The organism is Nonomuraea sp. ZG12, from assembly GCF_052068115.1.
Lineage (GTDB): Bacteria > Actinomycetota > Actinomycetes > Streptosporangiales > Streptosporangiaceae > Nonomuraea.
In genome coordinates this window covers 140,143-158,524 of the sequence record NZ_JBQHCW010000018.1, presented here as the reverse complement: position 1 = coordinate 158,524, position 18,382 = coordinate 140,143, and the positions used below count along the sequence as shown (strand labels likewise).

Sequence of the window (18,382 nt, the reverse complement as noted above, 5' to 3'; positions counted from 1 at the left end):
AAACGTGATCCAGCAGGAGTCGCGGCTCAAGGTCGCCGACAACACGGGTGCCAAGGAGATTCTTTGCATCCGCGTTCTCGGTGGCTCGGGCCGACGCTACGCCGGTATCGGTGACGTCATCGTCGCCACTGTCAAGGACGCCCTGCCCGGCAGCACGGGCGTCAAGAAGGGCGATGTGGTCAAGGCTGTCATCGTCCGCACGGTCAAGGAGCGCCGCCGGCCCGACGGCTCCTACATCCGCTTCGACGAGAACGCCGCCGTCATCATCAAGGACAGCGGTGACCCTCGCGGCACTCGTATCTTCGGCCCGGTGGGCCGTGAGCTGCGCGACAAGAAGTTCATGCGCATCATCTCGCTCGCGCCGGAGGTGCTGTAATGCCGAAGCTGCATGTGAAGAAGGGCGACCTGGTCCAGGTCATCGCCGGCAAGAACAAGGGTGCCAAGGGACATGTGATCGCCACCTTCCCGCGCGAGGACCGCGTGGTCGTCGAGGGCGTCAACATGATCAAGAAGCACCAGAAGGAGCAGCAGGGTCCGCGCGGCACCCAGGCGGGTGGCGTGCAGACCATGGAGGCTCCCATTCACGTGAGCAACGTGAAGAAGCTCAAGGAAGACAAGCCCGCCGAAAAGCCCGCCGACAAGAAGGCCGACAAGGCCGACGAGACGGGTGAGGACAGCTGATGACTGCCACGACCACTGAGACCGAGCGCCCGACGCCGCGCCTCAAGACGAAGTACCGCGAGGAGATCGCGGCTCAGCTTCGCGAGGACTTCGGCATCGAGAACGTCATGCAGATCCCCGGCCTGGTGAAGATCAAGGTCAACATGGGTGTCGGCGAGGCGGCTCGCGACTCGAAGCTCATCGAGGGCGCTGTCCGCGACCTCACCGTGATCACCGGCCAGAAGCCGGCCGTCGTCCGGGCCCGCAAGTCCATCGCGCAGTTCAAGCTGCGTGAGGGCATGCCGATCGGCGCGCACGTCACTCTCCGCGGTGACCGCATGTGGGAGTTCCTTGACCGGCTGCTGTCGCTGGCGCTGCCGCGCATCAGGGACTTCCGCGGCCTGTCGCCGAAGCAGTTCGACGGCAACGGCAACTACACCTTCGGTCTGACCGAGCAGGTCATGTTCCACGAGGTCGACCAGGACAGGGTCGACCGGCCGCGGGGCATGGACATCACGGTCGTGACCACCGCGAAGACCGACGACCAGGGCCGGGCGCTGCTCAAGCTTCTCGGCTTCCCGTTCAAGGAGGCCTGATATGGCGAAGAAGTCGCTGATCGCCAAGGCGGCGCGCAAGCCGAAGTTCGACGTCCGGGCTTACACCCGCTGCACCCGCTGCGGGCGTCCCAGGGCCGTCTACAGGAAGTTCGGCCTGTGCCGTGTGTGCTTCCGCGAGATGGCGCACCGGGGCGAGCTGCCTGGTATCACCAAGTCCAGCTGGTAGTTACCCTTGGGGGCGGCGTGTGTCGCCCCCGAAGGCGGCTGCTGGCCGTACATATCCGTAAATGTCAATTCCAGGGGGCTCTCGCAGAGAGCACCCATGACCGCGCCGAAGGTCCACCGGCAGAGCAGTGCCCGGCAGCAGTGCCGGACGCTGAAACTTGGCCGACTGGAAACCGCGGCGAGGAAGGCCACTGGCCATGACGATGACCGACCCGATCGCAGACATGCTCACACGTCTGCGCAATGCGAATTCGGCGTATCACGAAAGCGTGACGATGCCGTACTCGAAGATCAAGGCGCACATCGCCGAGATCCTCCAGCAGGAGGGTTACATCCAGGCTTGGACCGTCGAAGACGCCAAGGTTGGCAAGAACCTCGTGGTGGAGCTCAAGTTCGGTCCGACCCGTGAGCGGTCGCTCGCAGGCCTGCGCCGGGTGTCGAAGCCCGGACTGCGGGTCTATGCGAAGAAGGACAACCTGCCCCGAGTCCTGGGAGGGCTGGGCGTCGCGATCATCTCGACGTCCGCCGGTCTCATGACTGACAAGCAGGCCGGCAAGCGTGGTGTAGGCGGGGAAGTCCTCGCCTACGTCTGGTAGAGGGGAGGAATACAGCATGTCGAGAATCGGACGGCTGCCCATCCCTGTGCCCGGCGGCGTAGACATCACGATCGACGGCCGGGATGTCCAGGTCAAGGGCCCGAAGGGCACGCTTTCTCACAGGGTCGCCGAGCCCATCGCGGTAGGCCGCGATGACGACGGCGCCATCGCAGTGACTCGTCCCAACGACGAGAACAAGGTCCGTGCGCTGCACGGACTCTCCAGGACGCTGATCGCCAACATGGTGCAGGGCGTCACCCAGGGCTACTCCAAGACCCTGGAGATCGTCGGAGTCGGTTACCGCGTTCAGGCCAAGGGCCCGACGCAGCTGGAGTTCGCGCTGGGCTTCAGTCACCCGGTCATCGTCAACGCCCCCGAGGGCGTCACCTTCCGCGTCGAGAAGCCGACCCTGTTCCATGTGGACGGCATCGACAAGCAGAAGGTCGGCGAGGTCGCCGCCAACATCCGCAAGTTGCGCAAGCCCGACCCGTACAAGGGCAAGGGCGTGCGTTACCAGGGCGAACAGATCCGCCGCAAGGTCGGAAAGGCTGGTAAGTAGGCATGGCTCCGAAGACTGCGTTCGGCAAGCACACGGCTGCCCGCACCGTCTCGCGGGCCCGCCGTCACCGCCGCGTCCGCAAGAACGTCGTCGGTACGGCCCAGCGTCCGCGCCTGGTCGTCAACCGTTCGACCCGTCATCTCTTCGTGCAGATCGTGGACGACACCGTCGGCCACACTCTGGTGAGCGCGTCCACCATGGACTCCTCGCTGCGCACGATCGAGGCGGACAAGACCGAGAAGGCCAAGAAGGTCGGCGAGCTCCTCGCTCAGCGGGCCAAGGAAGCCGGGATCACGGCGGTCGTGTTCGACCGTGGTGGCAACCGCTACGCAGGGCGCATCGCGGCCCTGGCGGACAGCGCTCGCGAAGGCGGGCTCGAGTTCTGATGCGGGCCCGGCAATCGCAACTGATACTGGCAACTGAGATGAGGAACCACTGATGGCTGCAGCTCCGCGTCGCGGTGGCGGCACCGGTGGCGAGCGGCGTGACCGTCGTGACGATCGCCGCGGCGGCGCCGCCGACAAGGGCGTCTCGTACATCGAGCGCGTAGTGAAGATCAACCGAGTGGCCAAGGTCGTGAAGGGTGGTCGTCGCTTCAGCTTCACCGCCCTGGTCGTCGTCGGTGACGGCAACGGCATGGTCGGCGTCGGCTACGGCAAGGCCAAGGAAGTTCCCGCGGCCATCGCCAAGGGCGTCGAAGAGGCGAAGAAGCACTTCTTCAAGGTGCCTCGGATCCAGGGCACCATCCCGCACATCGTGCAGGGTGAGGAGGCGGCCGGTGTCGTCTTCCTGCGCCCCGCCTCGGCCGGTACCGGCGTCATCGCCGGTGGCCCGGTGCGTGCGGTGCTGGAGTGCGCCGGCATCCACGACGTGCTGTCCAAGTCGCTCGGCTCGGACAACCCGATCAACATCGTGCACGCCACCGTGGCGGCTCTGAAGGGCCTTTCCCGGCCCGAGGAGATCGCCGCCCGCCGTGGCCTGCCGATTGAGGACGTGGCTCCGGCCCGGATGCTCAGGGCTCAGCGTGAGGGCATCGCGGAGGCCGCAGCGGCTAAGGCGGTGAGCTAGTCGATGGCACGCCTGAAGATCACTCAGGTTCGCTCGAAGATCGGTGGCAAGCAGAACCAGCGTGACTCGCTGCGTTCGCTTGGCCTGAAGCGAATCGGCGACGTCGTCGTCAAGGAGGACCGGCCCGAGATTCGTGGCATGGTCTCCGTGGTGACGCACCTCGTCGCCGTGGAAGAGGTCGACTAGTCATGACTGACAAGGCTCCGCTGAAGATTCACGACCTGCGTCCTGCCCCCGGCTCCAACAAGTCCAAGGTCCGCAAGGGCCGTGGCGAGGCGTCCAAGGGCAAGACCGCCGGTCGCGGCACCAAGGGCAGTCGCGCCCGTACGACGGTCCCCCTCGGTTTCGAGGGTGGCCAGGTGCCGCTGCAGAGGCGTCTGCCGAAGCTCAAGGGCTTCTCCAACGCCATGTTCAAGACGACCTACCAGGTCGTCAATCTGGACAAGCTCGGCGAGCTGTTCCCCGACGGTGGCGTAGTCACCGTCGAGACGCTGGTCGCCAAGGGCGCTGTCCGCAAGAACCAGCCGGTCAAGGTGCTCGGCACCGGTGACATCTCGGTCGCGGTGAACGTGACGGCTCACGCCTTCTCGTCCACGGCGAAGGAGAAGATCGCCGCTGCTGGGGGTTCCGTTACCGAGCTGTAAGAGCCATTACGAGGCGTGGGGGTTCTGACAATGGGCCCCCACGCCCGTAGTGCGTTAGAGTTCGCGAGACAGCAGGATCCTGTCCTGCTCGACTGACCTGAGACTTCAGATGGCAGATCCCCGCACCATCGCATACTCACACCGCCTTATAGGCGCGCAGGAGGGACCGTGCTGACCGCGTTTACCCGGGCGTTCCGGACACCGGACCTGCGCAAGAAGTTGCTCTTCACTCTGGGCATCATCGCGCTGTTCCGTCTCGGCTCGGTTCTTCCGACTCCGGGCGTTCACGTCCAGAACCTCGCGGCCTGTTTCGATCAGGCCCGTACCGGCGACACCGGCAACATCTACGGAATGGTGCAGCTGTTCAGCGGCGGCGCGCTTCTGAAGCTGTCGGTGTTCGCGCTGGGCATCATGCCCTACATCACCGCGAGCATTATTCTGCAGCTGCTCGTCGTCGTGATTCCACGCCTGGAAGCGCTCAAGAAAGAGGGCCAGTCCGGGCAAGCCAAGATCACACAGTACACCCGTTATCTGACGGTTGCTCTCGGTGTCCTGCAGTCGACGGCGTTCATCGCGCTGGCGCGCTCGGGGCAGCTCTTCCCCAACTGTCAGCAGGACGTGCTGCTCGATCCCGACAACGTGTTCCAGATCGTCACGATGGTCCTCATCATGACCGCGGGCACGTCCGTGATCATGTGGCTGGGTGAGCTGATCACCGACCGGGGCGTCGGCAACGGCATGTCGATCCTGATCTTCACCTCCATCGTCTCCATCTTCCCCTCCGAGCTCGCCAACATCTTCCAGGCCAACAAGTTCTCCTTCGCGGTGGTCCTGGTGGTCGGCGTCTTCCTGGTCGCCGCGGTCGTCTTCGTCGAGCAGGCGCAGCGCCGCATCCCGGTGCAGTACGCCAAGCGCATGGTGGGTCGCCGGATGTACGGCGGGACCTCGACCTACATCCCGCTGAAGGTCAACCAGGCCGGCATCATCCCGGTCATCTTCGCCTCTTCGCTGCTCTACCTTCCGCAGCTCGTGACCTCGCTGTTCGCCAACGCCGAGAACCCCAACCCGGTCGTGCAGTGGATCTCCCAGAACCTGGCCACCGGCGACACGCCGATCTACATGGCCACCTACTTCTTGCTGATCGTGTTCTTCACGTACTTCTACGTGTCCATCACTTTCAACCCCGCTGAAGTAGCGGACAACATGAAGAAGTACGGTGGGTTCATTCCGGGCATCCGCCCGGGCCGGCCGACGGCTGAGTATCTGGGTTTCGTGCTCAACCGGCTGACCGCGCCTGGCTCGCTCTATCTGGGTCTGCTCTCCATGATCCCGATCGTCGCGCTGACGGTGGCCGGTGCGAGCCAGAACTTCCCGTTCGGAGGGACGAGCATTCTGATCATGGTTGGTGTCGGCCTTGACACGGTCAAGCAGATTGAGGCTCAGCTGCAGCAGCGTAACTACGAAGGTTTCCTCCGGTAGTGCGTCTCGTTCTGGTCGGGCCCCCTGGAGCGGGTAAAGGGACTCAGGCCCAGTACATCGCATCGAACCTGTCCATCCCGAAGATTTCGACAGGTGACATCTTCCGTGCCAACGTTTCCGGCGGCACGGAGCTCGGCAAGCTGGCCAAGACATACATGGATCGTGGCGATCTGGTGCCCGACGAGGTCACCATCGCCATGGTCCGTGATCGCCTCTCCGAGGACGACGCGCAGGACGGTTTCCTGCTCGACGGCTTCCCGCGCAACGTGCCGCAGGCGGAGATTCTCAAGAAGATGCTGGCCGACTGGGGACAGGCACTCGACCTGGTCCTGGAGCTGGTGGTCGACGACGACGAGGTCGTCAGGCGACTGGCGGGCCGGCGCACGTGCAGCCAGTGCGGCCGCATCTGGCATGTGGAGTTCGACGACAAGCAGGACGACAAGTGCGACGCCTGTGGCGGCGCGCTGTTCCAGCGTGACGATGACAAAGAAGACACCGTCAGGCACCGCCTTGAGGTCTATCAGGAGCAGACGTCGCCGCTGATCGCCTACTACGCGGACGAGGGCATCCTCGTCGGGGTCGATGCGACTGGCCCGGTCGAAGAGGTAACCCAACGGGCCATGGATGCCATTCGGCCCTACATAGGTTAGATGTGACGACCGACTGCGGAGGTGGCACGGATTTCCGTGCCACCTCGCGGCTATTGTGGGGGGAATTGGGCTCCCGCCTCAGCCCGTTGAAAGCGCCTGGGGGTGCCGTACGTGTTCAAGAGAAACAAGCATGGGATTCAGATCAAGACGCCCGAGCAGCTGGAGAAGATGCGCGGGGCGGGACTGGTGGTGGGGCGCACGCTCGACCTGCTGAAGCGTTCGGTGGAGCCGGGCATGACGCCGCTCGACCTCGACGTCATCGCTGAGAAGGCGATCAGGGGCGAGGGCGCCATCCCGTCGTTCAAGGGCTATCAGGGCTTTCCCGCCACCATCTGCGCCTCGGTGAACAACGAGGTGGTGCACGGCATCCCGACGAACGCCCGCAAGCTTCGCGAGGGCGATGTCATCTCGATCGACTGCGGCGCCATCCTCGACGGCTGGCACGGCGACTCCGCGGTCACCGTCCCGGTGGGCGAGGTCGACCCCAAGCTGACCGAGCTGATGCGGATCACCGAAGAGGCCATGTGGAGCGGCATCAGGGCTCTCACCGTCGGCCGGCACCTGTCGGACATCGGCTACGAGATCGAGCGTTACGTGAGATCTCAGGGCCGCTACGGCATCCCTCAGGAGTACGGCGGCCACGGCATCGGCACCGAGATGCACATGGACCCGTGGATCGCCAACCATGGCAAGCCCGGCAGAGGCCCCGTGCTGGAGCCCGGCATGTGCCTGGCCATCGAGCCCATGGTCAACCTCGGTTCGGACCGCACCCGGGTATTGGCCGACGACTGGACCGTCGTGACGGTCGACGGTAAGGCGTCCGCGCACTTCGAGCACAGCGTCGCCGTGACACATAATGGTCCTTGGGTGCTGACCGCCCTGGATGGGGGCAAAGAGCGCCTGGCGCAGCCGTAAACGAGGCCAGGAGTGGTGGTATGGCGCAGAGCCCCGAGATGCGTGCCTCCGATGTCGACCGGGACAAGGTGGCGGCAGTGCTGCGTGAACACACCGCAGAGGGTCGCATCACCATGGACGAGTTCAACGAGCGGCTCGAACAGCTCTACAAGAGCAAGACCTACGGTGAGCTCGCCCGGCTGACGGCCGACCTCCCGGACGTGGACCTGCGCAACAACCGCCCGGCGAAGATCACGCCACAGCCGGTGGCCAAGCAGGCGGGGATGCACCCCGGCATGCGGGCCGCCTGGAGCGCGTGGGCCGGGGCGAGCGCCATCAACTGGGCGATCTGGCTGATCATCAGCCTCACGGCCGGCGACTTCGTCTACCCCTGGCCGCTGTGGGTGATGGGACCCTGGGGAGCGATCCTGCTGGTGAGCACCGTCTTCGGCGGTGGGTCGCAGGAGAAGAAGTAGCGGGCCCCACGCCGTGTCCGGCCGTCCGTGAGGAAACGCCCACCGCGCAGGGGAAGATGGCGTGAGGTGGGAGATTGTTCGGGTAGACTGGCCTCTGGTTGTGTCAGGACACCTGGCACGCGTTTCGCGTTCTACTCTCAGGTGTCGTACACTCCTTAGTCGGCTCACTATGACTACCACGCGTCGGCGACCCTTGGCGGTCGCCGCTCTCTTCGAAGCGTGAGGTCGCGGCTGCTTAGTGAACCGGAGCCTCAGACGACCGATCAGTGAAACGCGAGGGATTTTGGCCAAGAAAGACGGCGCCATCGAGATCGAGGGCACTGTGGTTGAGTCGCTCCCGAACGCTATGTTCCGGGTGCAGCTCGATAACGGCCATAAGGTCCTGGCCCACATCAGCGGACGGATGCGGATGCACTACATCCGAATCCTTCCTGACGACCGGGTAGTCGTTGAACTGAGCCCCTACGACCTTAGTCGCGGGCGGATCGTCTACCGATACAAGTAAGACGTCTGAGGAACAAGGACAATGAAGGTAAAGCCGAGCGTTAAGAAGATCTGCGACAAGTGCAAGGTGATTCGCCGGCACGGTCGCGTCATGGTGATCTGCGACAACCTGCGCCACAAGCAGCGCCAGGGCTAGTCGCCGCAAGGCTTCTCCGAGTCCGCCCCAGCAGGGAGCGGACTCGACGCATGAGGAGCCTGAGCCAGTAATCGCGTGCTACACCCGAGCAGGCGTGCCCTCACCGGCACGGACCACTCGGGAGACCCCCGGTCGGAGGCCGGGGCCCTCACCCCGGGCATGGGGAGGGGAAGTGGCGCGCAAGACCTCCGCCACAACGAAGGAGAATGCCCGACCATGGCTCGCCTGGTTGGCGTCGACCTCCCCCGCGACAAGCGGCTGGAGATCGCTCTCACCTACATCTACGGCATCGGCCGCACCCGCGCCCAGGAGATCCTCCAGGCCACCGGGATCAGCGGCGACCTCCGTGTGCACCAGCTCTCCGACACCGAGCTCGTCCCGATGCGTGACTACATCGAGTCGACGTTCAAGATCGAGGGTGACCTGCGCCGCGAGGTTCAGGCCGACATCCGTCGCAAGATCGAGATCGGTTGTTACCAGGGCATCAGGCACCGCAAGGGCCTGCCCGTCCACGGTCAGCGCACGCAGACCAACGCGCGCACCCGTAAGGGCAAGAAGAAGACCGTGGCCGGCAAGAAGAAGCCCGGTAAGAAGTAATCCTCGCAGCCGCGACCGAACCACCTGGAGTGAAGGCAACCAATGCCTCCTAAGAGCCGTCAGGGTGCGCCCAAGAAGGTGCGCCGCAAGGAAAAGAAGAACGTCGCTCATGGGCACGCCCACATCAAGAGCACGTTCAACAACACGATCGTTTCGATCACCGACCCGAACGGGAACGTGATCTCCTGGGCCAGCGCCGGCCACGTGGGTTTCAAGGGCTCCCGTAAGTCCACCCCGTTCGCCGCCCAGATGGCCGCCGAGAACGCCGCTCGCCGCGCCATGGAGCACGGCATGCGCAAGGTCGACGTGTTCGTCAAGGGTCCCGGCTCCGGCCGTGAGACCGCGATCCGCTCCCTCCAGGCCACCGGCCTCGAGGTGGGTTCGATCCAGGACGTCACGCCCGTCCCGCACAACGGCTGCCGTCCGCCGAAGCGCCGCCGCGTCTGATTCCCAGGAGATATTGAGAAATGGCTCGTTACACGGGCGCGGACTGCAAGCTCTGCCGTCGCGAGAAGACCAAGCTCTTCCTCAAGGGCAGCAAGTGCGAGTCCGCCAAGTGCCCCATTGAAATCCGTCCTTACCCCCCGGGTGAGCACGGTCGCGGACGCCCCAAGGAGTCCGAGTACCAGCTTCAGCTTCGCGAGAAGCAGAAGACCCGTCGCATCTACGGCGTCCTCGAGAAGCAGTTCCGCAACTACTACGAGGAAGCCGCGGGCAAGAGCGGCAAGTCGGGTGAGGTTCTGCTCCAGATCCTGGAGAGCCGCCTCGACAACGTCGTCTACCGCGCCGGGTTCGCCCAGTCGCGTGACGCCGCTCGCCAGCAGGTCCGCCACGGTCACATCATGGTGAACGGCAAGAAGGTCGACATTCCTTCTTACCGCGTGCGCGAGCACGACATCATCGAGGTCCGCGAGACCAAGCGCAACCTCCTGCCCTACGAGGTGGCTCGCGCCACCGCCGGTGACCGCACGGTCCCCGCCTGGCTGGGCGTCGTGCCCGACAAGCTGCGCGTCCTGATCCACCAGCTGCCGGTCCGCCAGCAGATCGACACCCAGGTGCAGGAGCAGCTGATCGTCGAGTACTACTCCAAGTAGTAGCTCGTCTTCTGGTTCGCGTACGGATTCCGTACGCGAACTAGGCTGTTTATCGGAGTGGCGTCATATAGCGGGCGCCACACGAAAAAGGGGAGAACCCACTCATGCTGATCGCTCAGCGTCCGACTCTTCTCGAAGAGTCGATCGACGACACGCGCTCCCGGTTCGTCATCGAGCCGCTGGAGCCGGGTTTCGGCTACACCATCGGCAACTCGCTCCGCCGTACGCTGCTGTCGTCCATTCCGGGCGCGGCCGTGACGAGCATCCGGATCGAGGGCGTGCTGCACGAGTTCTCGACCGTTCCCGGGGTCAAGGAAGACGTCACCGACATCATCCTCAACCTCAAGGAGCTGGTCGTCTCGTCCGAGCACGACGAGCCGGTCGTGATGTACCTGCGCAAGCAGGGCCCGGGTGAGGTCACCGCCGCCGACATCGCGCCCCCGGCCGGTGTCGAGGTGCACAACCCCGAGCTGCGCATCGCCACGCTCAACGGCAAGGCGAAGCTGGAGATGGAGCTGACCGTCGAGCGCGGTCGCGGCTACGTCTCCGCCGCGCAGAACAAGCAGCCGGGCCAGGAGATCGGTCGCATCCCGATCGACTCCATCTACTCCCCGGTGCTCAAGGTCACCTACAAGGTCGAGGCGACCCGAGTCGAGCAGCGCACCGACTTCGACCGCCTGATCCTGGACGTCGAGACCAAGCCGGCCATGAAGCCCCGCGACGCGGTGGCCTCGGCCGGTAAGACCCTCGTCGAGCTCTTCGGCCTGGCCCGTGAGCTCAACGTCGAGGCCGAGGGCATCGACATCGGCCCGTCGCCGACCGACGCCGCCCTGGCCGCCGACCTGGCGCTGCCGATCGAGGAGCTCAACCTCACGGTCAGGTCGTACAACTGCCTCAAGCGCGAGGGCATCCACACCGTGGGTGAGCTCGTCGCCCGCAGCGAGCAGGACCTGCTCGACATAAGGAACTTCGGCGCCAAGTCCATCGAGGAGGTCAAGCAGAAGCTCCACGAGATGACGCTGGCCCTCAAGGACTCCCCGCCCGGGTTCGACCCGAGCGCGGTCGCCGGTGCCGGTTACGACGACGACGACAGCGCGTACGTCGAGACCGAGCAGTACTGACCTGAGAGGGCTCCGGCCCTCACGACCCCGCGCCGGACGGCCCGTCCGGCCGGCGCGGGGGACACTGACGGCCGCGTCGCCCGACGCGGCCGGCCCGACTCCGGTACCTGGTACGGCCGGGGCGGGTGAACTCACAAGGAGAGAGCAATGCCCAAGCCCACCAAGGGCGCGCGTCTTGGCGGCAGCCCGGCGCACGAGCGGCTGATCCTGGCCAACCTTGCCACGGACCTGTTCCGTCATGGCAAGATCCGCACCACGGTGACGAAGGCCAAGCGCCTGCGGCCGCTGGCGGAGCGCCTGATCACCAAGGCGAAGAAGGGCGACATCCACAACCGTCGCCAGGTGCTGACCGTCGTCAAGGACAAGGGCGTCGTGCACCACCTGTTCACGGAGATCGCGCCGACGTTCGCCGAGCGTCCGGGCGGCTACACCCGGATCACCAAGATCGGTGCGCGTAAGGGCGACAACGCCCCCATGGCGGTCATCGAGCTGGTGGCCGAGCCCCTGAACCCGGTCACCGTCTCGCGCACCACCGAGGCTCCGGCCGCCGCGGACACCACCCCGGCCGCCGCCGAGACCGAGGAGACGGCCCCGGCCGCCGAAGCCACGGAGGCTCCCGCCGAGGAGACCGCCGCCGCCGAGGCTCCCGCCGCCGAGGCCAAGGACGAGGCGAAGAAGGACGAGGCCTGATCCATCCAGGCCGACAGAAATCGGGCCCGGACCCCTTCGCGGGGGCCGGGCCCTTTTCATGTGCGGGTACGCGCGCCTGAGTGCGCGGTAGCGTCTGTTGGGACTGTCTGGAGGAATGATCGTGGTACGGCTCCGACTCGACCTCGGCTACGACGGGAGCGACTTCTCCGGGTGGGCCAGGCAGCCAGGCCTGCGTACCGTCCAGGGGGAGATCGAGGAGGCGCTCGGCCGGATCCTGCGGCTCGGCGAGCCGCCGATGCTGACGGTGGCGGGGCGTACGGACGCGGGCGTGCACGCGCGCGGTCAGGTCGCGCACGTCGACGTGGCCGACGAGGCGCTCGCCGAGCTCGACGGCAACCGGGCCGGCCCGCTGGAAACGGATGAGCGGCTCTCTGCGCTCGTGCGACGGCTCGGGGGTGTCCTTCCTCCAGATGTACGGGTTTTTCGGGTCACAGTGGCTCCTGAGGGCTTTGACGCCCGGTTCTCGGCCATGTCCCGTCGGTACGCGTACCGGGTGAGTGACGCCGTGGGGGGCGTCGACCCGTTGCGGCGCCAGGAGGTCGTCTGGCACAACCGGCCGCTCGATGTGGACGCGCTCAACGCGGCGGCCGCCCGGCTGCTGGGCGAGCACGACTTCGCGGCGTTCTGCAAGAAGCGCGAGGGCGCCACCACGATCAGGGAGCTGCAGCGGCTCGACTGGGTGCGTGGCGGCGACGGGGTGCTGGTCGCCACCGTCGTGGCCGACGCGTTCTGCCACTCGATGGTGCGGGCGCTGGTCGGCTCCCTGCTGGCCGCGGGTGACGGGCGGCGGCCGGTCGAGTGGCCGGCGCGGGTGCTGGCGAAGGCCGTACGCGACTCCGGGGTGCATGTGGCGCCCGCGCACGGCCTGTGCCTGGAAGAGGTGAGCTACCCGCCGGAGGCGGAGCTCGCGGCTCGGGCGAAGGCCACCCGGCGGGTCAGGACCCGGGTCGGGACTCAGGTCGGATCATCGTCAGCTGTCGGTGACGCGGCGCTCGAGGACGAGTGACGTCTGGTCGCGGAAGGCGCTGCTGACCTTGATCAGCGTCTTCTCCTTCGCCTCCGGGGTGTGGCCGTCGGCGTGGGTGGCGTAGCTGAAGACGATGTAGCGGCCCCACACCAGCCCCGCCGCGTAGCCGCCCGCGATGTGCACGCGGTCGCCGCCTGAGCCCGGCGAGCCGGGCAGGGCGCGGAACCAGAGGTTGCGGCTCAGGTTCTTGGCCTTGTCGACGCGCAGGGCGGCATCCTTGCTGGGCAGCACCGCGATGCCGGTCGTCACCGCCCAGCGGCGCTTGGCGTCGACGTACGTGGCGCGCAGGACGCGGCTGCACTTCTGCTCACGCAGCGCCTCGGCGAACGCGCCCGCGGCCGCCTCCTGGCAGCTGGCGGCCACGTCGGACTTGACCCTGGTGAAAGTGGCGCCCGCCGCGCTCACCTTCTTCTTCGGGAACGCCTCCGACAGCGACAGCTTCTTGGGATCGGTGATCTCGGAGTTGAGCATGGCGGTGCCGGCGGCCTCGGCCGGCGTCGGGACGGCGGGGGCTGCCGTGGGGGTCGCCGACGGCGCGGCGGAGGTGATCGGGGCCGCCGCCTCCGGAGTCGGCGCGCCGACCGACCTGACGGCGAAGAAGCCGCCGGTCGCGACGCCCGCCAGCACCAGCACGCCCAGGGTGGCGAACAACGCCCGTTTGCTCTTGCCCGGCTGCTCGACCACCTGCAGCGGAGCGAACGGCGGCTGCCTGAACGCGGCGCCGCCCTGCGGTACGAGGTCGGCGGACGGGGCGCCGCCCGGGGGAAGGGCCAGGGCGGGGCGCTGGCCCCAGGTCTCCTGGTCGAACGGGAGATCGGGCAGCTTGTCCTGTTGCTCCGCGCCGTGCGGGGTCGGCGGCCAGACGGGGACGTCGCCGGGACCGGCGGGCTGATCCGCCTGCTCCTTGCCCTGGTTGGGGTTGAACAGCGGCGACGGAGGCAGCTTGGGACCCGGGGTCGGGGTGGTCCTGCCCGGGATGGCCTTCCTGGCGGCGGACGGCGAGGCGGCCTCGTCCGTGTCGGCCGGCACCGGCGCGCTGAACGGCGCGGCCGCTCCGTGCGCGGCGACCGCACCGGTGGTGAACGGCGCGCTGCCCTGCCGTGGGATGGGGGGCGGCGCGCTCTGGCCGGCCCCGTGCGGTGGTGTGGGCGGGGGTGCGGTCTGGCCGGTGCTGAAGGGCGGGGTGGGCGCTTGGGCGGCGGGTGGCAGCGCCTTCTCGCCGGTGGTGGGCTGCGCGGTGGGGGGCGGCGCCATCTCGCCGGTGGCGAACGGTGACGCCGGTTGGGGGTGTTGGGTTGTGGCATTCGGGTCGAAGCGGGCCGCCGGGGCGGTGGGAGCGTCGGCCTCGCGTCGCGTGGGGCCGACGCTCTGGGGCGTGTCGTGCGGGCCCTCCTCGCCGCCGGGGTCGAGCTCGCCGGTCGCGGCCGGCCAGGGCGGCATGGCGGGCGTGTCGGTGACGGGTGCGGGCCACACCTGCATGCCCGCCGCAGCAGCGGTGAACGCCGGCGGCGGCTCCCACCGGGGCGCGCCCGGAACCGCGGGCTCCGGGGCCCACGGCTCCCTCGCGGGCTGGGGCATGGCGGCCTCGTGACCTGGGTGCGCGGGCGCGTCGACCCCCGCACCTGACACGGGCGGCTCCTCCGAGCCGTCCGGTCCGGCGAACCAGTCGTACGGCGCGGCGTCGCCCTCTCGCACCTCCCACGGCTGCGCGCCGGGGAAGTCGGGCAGCGCGGGAAGCCGTTCGCCCTGAGCGGCCCGCACGTCGTCCACACCCGGAGGCGGCGTGGAGGAGGCCTCACCCTGCGATCGCGCGGCGGCAGCCTGTGCACCGCTCCAAGCCCCGGCAGGGCGGATCTCGCCGGTGTTCTTCGCAGGCGACAGGGTCGGGGCGGGTCGGGTCTCGGCTTCGGGGGCGGGACGGGCGGCGGCCTGCGCTCCGCTTTCGGCGGGGTGCCAGGCGGCAGGTCGGGTTTCGCCTTCCGAGGGTGGTCTGGCGGCGGGCCGGGTTTCGCCTTCGGAGGCGGGACCGGCGGCGGCCTGTGCGCCGCTGTCGGCGGGGTGCCAGGCGGGGTGGGGCTCGGTCCCGCCGGTGTTGGTCGCGGGCCGCAGGGCCGGGGCGGGGTGGGTTTCGGCTTCGGCGGCGGCGTGGGCGCCGCCCTTGGCGGGGAGCCAGGTGGTGGGGCCGTCGGCGGCCACCGGTGGCCAGGCGTCGGCGGGGCGCGTCCGGTCGCCCTTGCCGGGCCAGGCGATCGCGGGTCGGGTCTCGCCGGGGACGGGGGGCCGGGGGAGGGACGGGCTGGTCTCGCTCCCCGGGGCGGCGGGCTCGTCCTCGACGGAGAGCCACGCCTCGGCGGGCGGCCCGCCGTCCCGTGGCTGCCATCCGTCGACGGCGCCCGTCTCACCCTCTACAGAAAGCCAGCCTTCCGACTCCTCGACGGACGGCGGCTCGGGGTACGACCGCGGGACGCGCTGCTCGCCCGACGGCCGCCCGCCGAAGCTGGGCGGCGGCGTCGACGGTGCGGCCGAGCCGTCGTTATCCCTGCGACGCTCGTGCTCAGACCCGGGTCCGTGGCCACGCATAAGGTGAGCCTAGCGAGAGTCGCTAGATCGTTCCCTAGGTATGGACCTTCCCGGCGGATTGATCGTCCTGTTTGCGACCTTAACTCGGCGAAAGGGCGATTTTCAGGTGGCCCGGGTGCCGGTCAAGGTACGGGAGTCGAGCGCTTTGAAGACCGTCGCCTTGGTGATGTCGTCGGCCGCCTGGAAAAGCGTCTTCGACGCCTTCTTGTCGGGCTTGATGCCGTCCTTGCTCTGGAACCAGACCATGACCGCGTAGTGGCCGTGCGTCCACACCTTCGCCCCGCCGCTGCCCGAGCCGAGGAACTTGGTGACCTCGTCCTTGCCCGCCAGGGGCTTGACGTAGTCGGCCGTGCCCGCCGCGCGGGCCACCTTGGAGGCGTTCTTGCTCGTGTTGAGGTTGGCGACGCCGACGGTGCCGATCACCTTGCCGGACTTGTCGCGGAAGCTGGCCCGCATCATCTGCGTACACTTGCCCGCTTTGAGCGCCTTGGCGATCTTGTCACCCAGGACGCCATCGCCACACTTCTTGTCCTTGCTGGTGATGGTCATCTGGTACGAGCGACCGGCGATGGTGAACTTCTTGGCCGTGAACAGCTCCTTGACCGTGAGCGGGTCCGGGTCCGTACGACGCTCACCGGCGTAGCCGAACTTGCCAGGGGGCGCCGACGGGATCGGCGCGGACGTGCGGCGGCCCGCGTCGGTGGCGGCGGCGTCCGGATCGTCGGCGTTCCACATCACCGCGAGGCCGGCGCCGAGGAGCCCCATCACCGCCACGCCGCCGAGCACCGCCCAGAGCGGGCCGCGCGAGCGGTTCTCGTCGTCGTAGGGGCTCCACGTCCGGTGGGTCGGCCCGGTCTCGACGCGGTCGTCGGGCTTGGGCTGGGAGCCGGAGCCGGCGGCGGGGCCGGGCGCGAGGCCGTAAGGAGGGGCGCCCGACGGGGGCGCCGCTGCGGTGTCGGCAGGAGTGAAGGCGCCGGCGAAGGTGCTGGCGTCGGCCTCGGCCGCTTCGGCTGCCTTGCGCTCCTTGCGCGACATACGCGGGGCGCTCTCGGTGTCGGCGGCCTTGCGCTCCTTACGTGACAGGCGCGGGGCGCTCTCGGGTTCGGCGGCACGGCGCGAGCGGCGCGGCGTGCCCTCCGGATCGCCGTCGCCGCGAGCCCGGCGCGGGGTGCTCTCCGGCATGCCTTCACCGCCGGGAGCGCTCTCCGGGGCCTTTGCACGGCGCGAACGGCGGGGGGTGCTCTCCGTGCCACTTTCACGTTCATTGGGAAAACCCATGCGGAGACATTACCGTGCGTGGGTCACGAGCGTCCGAAATCCTGGGTCCACCACGGGCCGTCGGGGCCGGACACGACGCCGACGCCGATCGCCCTGAACTCGCAATTGAGGATGTTCTTACGGTGGTCGGGGCTGTCGAGCCAGCCGCTCAGGGCCTCCTCGGCGGAGACGTAACCGCGGCCGATGTTCTCCGCGGCGCCGGCGTAGTAGCGGGCGCGCTCCATCCGGTCCCACGGCGTCGAGCCGTTGGGGGACTCGTGCGTGAACTGGCCGGAGCGGGCCATCTCCAGCGAGTGGGCACGGGCGGCCCTGTTCAGCCGTACGTCGCTCCTGAGCGGGCCGCACCCGTGCCTGGCCCTGACGGCGTTGGTGAGGCGGACGACCTCGGCGGCCGCGCCGGGCAGGCTCCTGGGCGCCTGCTCGTCGCCGTGCATGCGGGTGAGGTCGTCGGTGGTGTAGCCGGGGATCTGGTCGTCGGCGCTCCTGGTCGGCCGGACCCTGTTCCTGCTGCGCGGGGCGATCGTGGTCGTCTGCCTGGGCAACGCCTCGACCAGCGGCTGCGGCTTCTTGCGGGCGGGCACGGAGGCCTTCGCCGTGGGGGAGGGGGTGGCCTCGTTGAGGTAGATGTGGCCGGCCGGCACCGGGTCGCCGGCCATGCGGCCGAGCAGAACTCCGGTGAACAGCGCCGCCAGGAGGCAGGCCAGCGCGCCCAGGTGGTTCCGGCGCCGTGCGCTCCGCTGGGTGTGCCGGGTGTGAAAACTCTGCCACATACCGCCACCAACGATAGGCAAGTCGGGTCGTGGTGAAGAAGGGATAGCAGGGAAACGAAATAGAACTGTTCTGTGGTCGGGTAGACTCAGCGGAGTTACCGGTCTTTTGACCAGCGTCCATCAGGGCGGGTAACCTAATCGTTCGTTGTGTGCATAGGTCCAGCGTGACCGATGCGCGGCGCGTCCGGCGTCATCTCCCATCACTTGAGGAGACGGAAGGTCCGGGCCGTCGTGTGCCCGCACCGACCGACCCCAGCGCTGTCGCATCCGGCAGCGCGCCGAAGACGCGAGCATAAGAAGGCTACGACCGTGCGCACGTACTCACCGAAGCCCGCCGACGTCCAGCGTCAGTGGTACGTCATCGACGCGACCGATGTCGTGCTGGGCCGGCTGGCCAGTCACGTCGCGATCCTGCTCCGAGGCAAGCACAAGCCGATCTTCGCCAACCACGTCGACACCGGTGACTTCGTCATCGTCATCAACGCGGACAAGATCGCGCTCACGGGTAACAAGCTCGAGCAGAAGAAGGCTTACCGCCACTCCGGCTACCCAGGTGGTCTGCGTTCCGTGAGCTACGGCGAGCTCATGGAGAAGCGGCCGGACAAGGCTGTTGAGAAGGCCGTCAAGGGCATGCTGCCCAAGAACTCTCTCGGCCGGAAGATGGCCAAGAAGCTCAAGGTCTACGCGGGTGCCGAGCACCCGCACAAGGCTCAGCAGCCGGTGCCGTTCGAGATCACCCAGATCGCCCAGTAGTAG

26 protein-coding genes are annotated in these 18,382 nt (G+C 67.8%); 23 read left to right on the top strand and 3 right to left on the bottom strand.

The features are described from left to right. Window positions 1-4 precede the first annotated feature (4 nt). From rplN to truA, 22 genes are all read left to right on the top strand, one after another. Window positions 5-376 carry a 50S ribosomal protein L14 gene (rplN, locus tag ACTMTF_RS35495; protein WP_026214151.1) on the top strand — a complete coding sequence of 124 codons (372 nt, stop codon included), beginning with the start codon at window positions 5-7 and terminating at the stop codon, window positions 374-376. 8 nt (window positions 377-384) lie between these two features. Beyond that, window positions 385-681, top strand: a complete 297-nt coding sequence (rplX, locus tag ACTMTF_RS35490) for a 50S ribosomal protein L24 (protein WP_189141446.1) — start codon at window positions 385-387, stop codon at window positions 679-681. Then, window positions 681-1,256: a 50S ribosomal protein L5 gene (gene rplE, locus ACTMTF_RS35485; protein ID WP_441114581.1), complete on the top strand. Its 576-nt coding sequence runs from the start codon at window positions 681-683 to the stop codon at window positions 1,254-1,256. The genes rplX and rplE overlap by 1 nt, the downstream gene beginning before the upstream one ends. A gap of 1 nt (window position 1,257) precedes the next feature. After that, window positions 1,258-1,443: a type Z 30S ribosomal protein S14 gene (locus tag ACTMTF_RS35480; protein WP_327108828.1), complete on the top strand. Its 186-nt coding sequence runs from the start codon at window positions 1,258-1,260 to the stop codon at window positions 1,441-1,443. A gap of 196 nt (window positions 1,444-1,639) precedes the next feature. Next, window positions 1,640-2,038 carry a 30S ribosomal protein S8 gene (rpsH, locus tag ACTMTF_RS35475; RefSeq protein ID WP_397007874.1) on the top strand — a complete coding sequence of 133 codons (399 nt, stop codon included), beginning with the start codon at window positions 1,640-1,642 and terminating at the stop codon, window positions 2,036-2,038. A gap of 16 nt (window positions 2,039-2,054) precedes the next feature. After that, on the top strand, window positions 2,055-2,597 hold the full coding sequence (gene rplF / locus ACTMTF_RS35470; RefSeq protein ID WP_397007876.1) for a 50S ribosomal protein L6: 543 nt from the start codon (window positions 2,055-2,057) through the stop codon (window positions 2,595-2,597). Window positions 2,598-2,599: 2 nt separating this feature from the next. Further along, a complete protein-coding gene (rplR, locus tag ACTMTF_RS35465; protein WP_397007878.1) occupies window positions 2,600-2,983 on the top strand; it encodes a 50S ribosomal protein L18 in 384 nt (127 codons plus the stop codon). Between the two features lie 52 nt (window positions 2,984-3,035). Then, window positions 3,036-3,665 (top strand): 30S ribosomal protein S5, encoded by a 630-nt coding sequence (rpsE, locus tag ACTMTF_RS35460; RefSeq protein ID WP_189141228.1) that lies wholly within the window; start codon window positions 3,036-3,038, stop codon window positions 3,663-3,665. 3 nt (window positions 3,666-3,668) lie between these two features. After that, a complete protein-coding gene (gene rpmD / locus ACTMTF_RS35455; protein WP_189141227.1) occupies window positions 3,669-3,851 on the top strand; it encodes a 50S ribosomal protein L30 in 183 nt (60 codons plus the stop codon). A 2-nt stretch (window positions 3,852-3,853) separates the two neighbouring features. Beyond that, window positions 3,854-4,309 (top strand): 50S ribosomal protein L15, encoded by a 456-nt coding sequence (rplO, locus tag ACTMTF_RS35450; protein WP_441114580.1) that lies wholly within the window; start codon window positions 3,854-3,856, stop codon window positions 4,307-4,309. Window positions 4,310-4,477: 168 nt separating this feature from the next. After that, the gene (gene secY, locus ACTMTF_RS35445; RefSeq protein WP_397007883.1) at window positions 4,478-5,788 is read left to right on the top strand and encodes a preprotein translocase subunit SecY; all 1,311 of its coding nucleotides are present in this window, start codon (window positions 4,478-4,480) and stop codon (window positions 5,786-5,788) included. Continuing rightward, a complete protein-coding gene (locus tag ACTMTF_RS35440) occupies window positions 5,788-6,438 on the top strand; it encodes an adenylate kinase (RefSeq protein ID WP_397007885.1) in 651 nt (216 codons plus the stop codon). Before secY ends, ACTMTF_RS35440 begins: the two co-directional genes overlap by 1 nt. 111 nt (window positions 6,439-6,549) lie before the next feature. Beyond that, on the top strand, window positions 6,550-7,353 hold the full coding sequence (map, locus tag ACTMTF_RS35435) for a type I methionyl aminopeptidase (RefSeq protein ID WP_397007887.1): 804 nt from the start codon (window positions 6,550-6,552) through the stop codon (window positions 7,351-7,353). Between the two features lie 20 nt (window positions 7,354-7,373). Then, window positions 7,374-7,808, top strand: coding sequence for a DUF1707 SHOCT-like domain-containing protein (locus ACTMTF_RS35430; protein WP_441114579.1), 435 nt, complete (start codon window positions 7,374-7,376; stop codon window positions 7,806-7,808). A gap of 283 nt (window positions 7,809-8,091) precedes the next feature. Continuing rightward, entirely contained in the window at window positions 8,092-8,313 is a 222-nt protein-coding gene (gene infA / locus ACTMTF_RS35425) for a translation initiation factor IF-1 (RefSeq protein ID WP_012887858.1), read from the top strand. 21 nt (window positions 8,314-8,334) lie between these two features. Further along, window positions 8,335-8,448: a 50S ribosomal protein L36 gene (gene rpmJ, locus ACTMTF_RS35420; protein ID WP_003956441.1), complete on the top strand. Its 114-nt coding sequence runs from the start codon at window positions 8,335-8,337 to the stop codon at window positions 8,446-8,448. A 216-nt stretch (window positions 8,449-8,664) separates the two neighbouring features. After that, entirely contained in the window at window positions 8,665-9,045 is a 381-nt protein-coding gene (gene rpsM, locus ACTMTF_RS35415; protein ID WP_189141220.1) for a 30S ribosomal protein S13, read from the top strand. A gap of 42 nt (window positions 9,046-9,087) precedes the next feature. Then, the gene (rpsK, locus tag ACTMTF_RS35410) at window positions 9,088-9,492 is read left to right on the top strand and encodes a 30S ribosomal protein S11 (RefSeq protein ID WP_020542285.1); all 405 of its coding nucleotides are present in this window, start codon (window positions 9,088-9,090) and stop codon (window positions 9,490-9,492) included. Window positions 9,493-9,512: 20 nt separating this feature from the next. After that, window positions 9,513-10,139: a 30S ribosomal protein S4 gene (gene rpsD / locus ACTMTF_RS35405; protein WP_397007891.1), complete on the top strand. Its 627-nt coding sequence runs from the start codon at window positions 9,513-9,515 to the stop codon at window positions 10,137-10,139. Between the two features lie 104 nt (window positions 10,140-10,243). Then, complete coding sequence (locus ACTMTF_RS35400; protein WP_219469300.1) at window positions 10,244-11,260, top strand: DNA-directed RNA polymerase subunit alpha; 1,017 nt, start codon at window positions 10,244-10,246, stop codon at window positions 11,258-11,260. 147 nt (window positions 11,261-11,407) lie between these two features. Next, window positions 11,408-11,950 carry a 50S ribosomal protein L17 gene (gene rplQ / locus ACTMTF_RS35395; RefSeq protein ID WP_397007894.1) on the top strand — a complete coding sequence of 181 codons (543 nt, stop codon included), beginning with the start codon at window positions 11,408-11,410 and terminating at the stop codon, window positions 11,948-11,950. Between the two features lie 115 nt (window positions 11,951-12,065). Next, a complete protein-coding gene (gene truA, locus ACTMTF_RS35390) occupies window positions 12,066-12,977 on the top strand; it encodes a tRNA pseudouridine(38-40) synthase TruA (RefSeq protein ID WP_441114578.1) in 912 nt (303 codons plus the stop codon). Here the strand turns inward: truA and ACTMTF_RS35385 are convergent. The 3 genes from ACTMTF_RS35385 to ACTMTF_RS35375 form a co-directional block, all read right to left on the bottom strand. Then, window positions 12,942-15,578, bottom strand: coding sequence for a hypothetical protein (locus ACTMTF_RS35385; protein WP_441114577.1), 2,637 nt, complete (start codon window positions 15,576-15,578; stop codon window positions 12,942-12,944). The two genes, truA and ACTMTF_RS35385, sit on opposite strands and share 36 nt — an antisense overlap. 102 nt (window positions 15,579-15,680) lie before the next feature. Beyond that, window positions 15,681-16,760, bottom strand: a complete 1,080-nt coding sequence (locus ACTMTF_RS35380) for a hypothetical protein (RefSeq protein ID WP_441114576.1) — start codon at window positions 16,758-16,760, stop codon at window positions 15,681-15,683. A gap of 119 nt (window positions 16,761-16,879) precedes the next feature. Then, window positions 16,880-17,626, bottom strand: a complete 747-nt coding sequence (locus tag ACTMTF_RS35375) for a CAP domain-containing protein (RefSeq protein WP_441114575.1) — start codon at window positions 17,624-17,626, stop codon at window positions 16,880-16,882. Window positions 17,627-17,935: 309 nt separating this feature from the next. On the opposite strand from ACTMTF_RS35375, the gene rplM reads away from it, so the two are divergent. Beyond that, window positions 17,936-18,379, top strand: a complete 444-nt coding sequence (rplM, locus tag ACTMTF_RS35370; RefSeq protein ID WP_397007904.1) for a 50S ribosomal protein L13 — start codon at window positions 17,936-17,938, stop codon at window positions 18,377-18,379. Window positions 18,380-18,382 lie beyond the last annotated feature (3 nt).

What these genes read in the sequence shown, in the direction of transcription:
- ACTMTF_RS35380 (WP_441114576.1), bottom strand. Translation starts at nt 16,760, where the DNA reads ATGCCGGAGAGCACCCCGCGCCGGGCTCGCGGCGACGGCGATCCGGAG.
- ACTMTF_RS35400 (WP_219469300.1), top strand. Translation starts at nt 10,244, where the DNA reads ATGCTGATCGCTCAGCGTCCGACTCTTCTCGAAGAGTCGATCGACGAC.
- truA (WP_441114578.1), top strand. Translation starts at nt 12,066, where the DNA reads ATGATCGTGGTACGGCTCCGACTCGACCTCGGCTACGACGGGAGCGAC.
- rplF (WP_397007876.1), top strand. Translation starts at nt 2,055, where the DNA reads ATGTCGAGAATCGGACGGCTGCCCATCCCTGTGCCCGGCGGCGTAGAC.
- rpmJ (WP_003956441.1), top strand. Translation starts at nt 8,335, where the DNA reads ATGAAGGTAAAGCCGAGCGTTAAGAAGATCTGCGACAAGTGCAAGGTG.
- rplR (WP_397007878.1), top strand. Translation starts at nt 2,600, where the DNA reads ATGGCTCCGAAGACTGCGTTCGGCAAGCACACGGCTGCCCGCACCGTC.
- ACTMTF_RS35385 (WP_441114577.1), bottom strand. Translation starts at nt 15,578, where the DNA reads ATGCGTGGCCACGGACCCGGGTCTGAGCACGAGCGTCGCAGGGATAAC.
- rpsE (WP_189141228.1), top strand. Translation starts at nt 3,036, where the DNA reads ATGGCTGCAGCTCCGCGTCGCGGTGGCGGCACCGGTGGCGAGCGGCGT.
- rplE (WP_441114581.1), top strand. Translation starts at nt 681, where the DNA reads ATGACTGCCACGACCACTGAGACCGAGCGCCCGACGCCGCGCCTCAAG.
- ACTMTF_RS35430 (WP_441114579.1), top strand. Translation starts at nt 7,374, where the DNA reads ATGGCGCAGAGCCCCGAGATGCGTGCCTCCGATGTCGACCGGGACAAG.
- rpsH (WP_397007874.1), top strand. Translation starts at nt 1,640, where the DNA reads ATGACGATGACCGACCCGATCGCAGACATGCTCACACGTCTGCGCAAT.
- ACTMTF_RS35375 (WP_441114575.1), bottom strand. Translation starts at nt 17,626, where the DNA reads ATGTGGCAGAGTTTTCACACCCGGCACACCCAGCGGAGCGCACGGCGC.
- ACTMTF_RS35480 (WP_327108828.1), top strand. Translation starts at nt 1,258, where the DNA reads ATGGCGAAGAAGTCGCTGATCGCCAAGGCGGCGCGCAAGCCGAAGTTC.
- rpmD (WP_189141227.1), top strand. Translation starts at nt 3,669, where the DNA reads ATGGCACGCCTGAAGATCACTCAGGTTCGCTCGAAGATCGGTGGCAAG.
- rplQ (WP_397007894.1), top strand. Translation starts at nt 11,408, where the DNA reads ATGCCCAAGCCCACCAAGGGCGCGCGTCTTGGCGGCAGCCCGGCGCAC.
- rplO (WP_441114580.1), top strand. Translation starts at nt 3,854, where the DNA reads ATGACTGACAAGGCTCCGCTGAAGATTCACGACCTGCGTCCTGCCCCC.
- rpsM (WP_189141220.1), top strand. Translation starts at nt 8,665, where the DNA reads ATGGCTCGCCTGGTTGGCGTCGACCTCCCCCGCGACAAGCGGCTGGAG.
- rpsD (WP_397007891.1), top strand. Translation starts at nt 9,513, where the DNA reads ATGGCTCGTTACACGGGCGCGGACTGCAAGCTCTGCCGTCGCGAGAAG.
- rpsK (WP_020542285.1), top strand. Translation starts at nt 9,088, where the DNA reads ATGCCTCCTAAGAGCCGTCAGGGTGCGCCCAAGAAGGTGCGCCGCAAG.